The sequence below is a fragment of the Mesorhizobium sp. genome (genome assembly GCF_004962925.1).
Lineage (GTDB): Bacteria > Pseudomonadota > Alphaproteobacteria > Rhizobiales > Rhizobiaceae > Mesorhizobium.
In genome coordinates this window covers 7179-8585 of the sequence record NZ_SUEO01000252.1, presented here as the reverse complement: position 1 = coordinate 8585, position 1407 = coordinate 7179, and the positions used below count along the sequence as shown (strand labels likewise).

The window sequence follows — 1407 nt, the reverse complement described above, 5'->3', positions numbered from 1 at the left end:
GGCCAACGGCTTGGCCGGGCGCTGGGCTTTCCAACCGCCAATATGAGGCTTTCGCCGGAAGCCACTCTGAAGGAAGGGATTTATGCCGTCCGCTTCCGTCGCGCCGACGGCACGCTTCATGACGGCGTTGCCAGCTTCGGCCGCCGCCCGACCGTCGACGACAACGGCGCACCGCTTCTGGAAACCTTCGTCTTCGACTTTTCCGGCGATCTCTACGGCGAGATATGCGCGGTATCCTTCTTCGGTTTCCTGCGCGCCGAGGTGAAGTTCGACGGGCTCGATGCGCTGGTCGCGCAGATGAAACGCGACGAAGCGGAGGCGAGGGCGCTGCTGGCCGGCGTCAGCCCGCTTTCCGAGCTCGACGCGGCCATTGCTTTCTAAAGCATGATCCCAAAAAGTGGGAACCGGTTTTCGGACAAGATCATGCTAAAACAAGAACCTATTTCTTCAGCGCCAGGCCGACGGCAATGAAGGCCCAGCCCTGGAAGATCAGGTCGATGGCGAGAAACAGTCCCAGCACCCATACGCTGTTGACTGGCCAGCCCATTGCGATGACCAGGCCCGCCAGCGCGCTGATGACGCCGGCCGCGACGAGCCAGCCCCAACCCTTTGCCGGCCTGTGCTTGTATCCGACCCAGGCCCTGAGCGCGCCTGAAGCGAGAAGGGCGACCGCCAGCAGGAAGGTCAGCACCGCCGAGGCCAGCAACGGGTTATAGAAGGCGAAGAACCCGGCGACTGCATAGAGAAGACCGCTGAGCAGCCAATAGAAGAACCGGCTCCATGTCTTCACGCCGAAGGCATGCATGATCTCGATGATTCCGGCCATCAGCATCAGCCAGCCGACGACGTAGACCGAGGCGACCGTGGCAATGAACAGATTGCCGAAGGCGATGCCGCCGAGGATCAGCAGCAGCACGCCGAGCCCGACGAACCACCCCCATTTCGCCTGCGTCTGCCCAATCGCATCCTTTAAAACATCGCCTTGCAGGGTCATTGCCGCCATCTCCATCGAAGTTGCCTGGCATCTTGCCAATTGGAGGGTAGCGCCGACGGCCTTGCCCGTCCAGCGAGCGGCTTGCGCCGGACGCATGCCGAAAAGCGAGGCAGCGTTTCGAATTTAAATCAAAGTTTACCGAACCGGCGCCATGGCTCTTGGCCAGGCCGGTTGTTCCTGCCGGTGTTCCGTGCGTATGGAGTGACGATGCGTTCTGTCAGGGTGTTTCAGGTGGTCTTGGCCACTTTCGTGCTTGGCGCGCCCGGTGCCGCCGGAGCCGGCGAGGGTGCCTTGGGCTGGCTGTCCGGCGACTGGTATCTGACGGTCGGCGCCACCGGCATGGTCGCGCCGAATTTCGAGGGCAGCAAGAAATACCTGCTCAGCGCCTCGCCGATCATCTCGCTCGGCAAGGC

Annotated in this window: 2 protein-coding genes and 1 pseudogene; 2 read left to right on the top strand and 1 reads right to left on the bottom strand. The window is 62.3% G+C overall.

Annotated features, from left to right (window positions below; all coding sequences use genetic code 11):
* Positions 1–381: riboflavin kinase (locus tag E5W87_RS31250; protein ID WP_292406536.1), on the top strand; the 381-nt coding region annotated here is incomplete at its 5' end.
* A 58-nt stretch (positions 382–439) separates the two neighbouring features.
* Here E5W87_RS31250 and E5W87_RS31245 read toward each other — a convergent pair.
* A complete protein-coding gene (locus E5W87_RS31245) occupies positions 440–994 on the bottom strand; it encodes an HdeD family acid-resistance protein (RefSeq protein WP_292406533.1) in 555 nt (184 codons plus the stop codon).
* Positions 995–1201: 207 nt separating this feature from the next.
* On the opposite strand from E5W87_RS31245, the pseudogene E5W87_RS31240 reads away from it, so the two are divergent.
* A pseudogene (locus E5W87_RS31240) lies at positions 1202–1407 on the top strand (MipA/OmpV family protein); the annotation flags it as partial.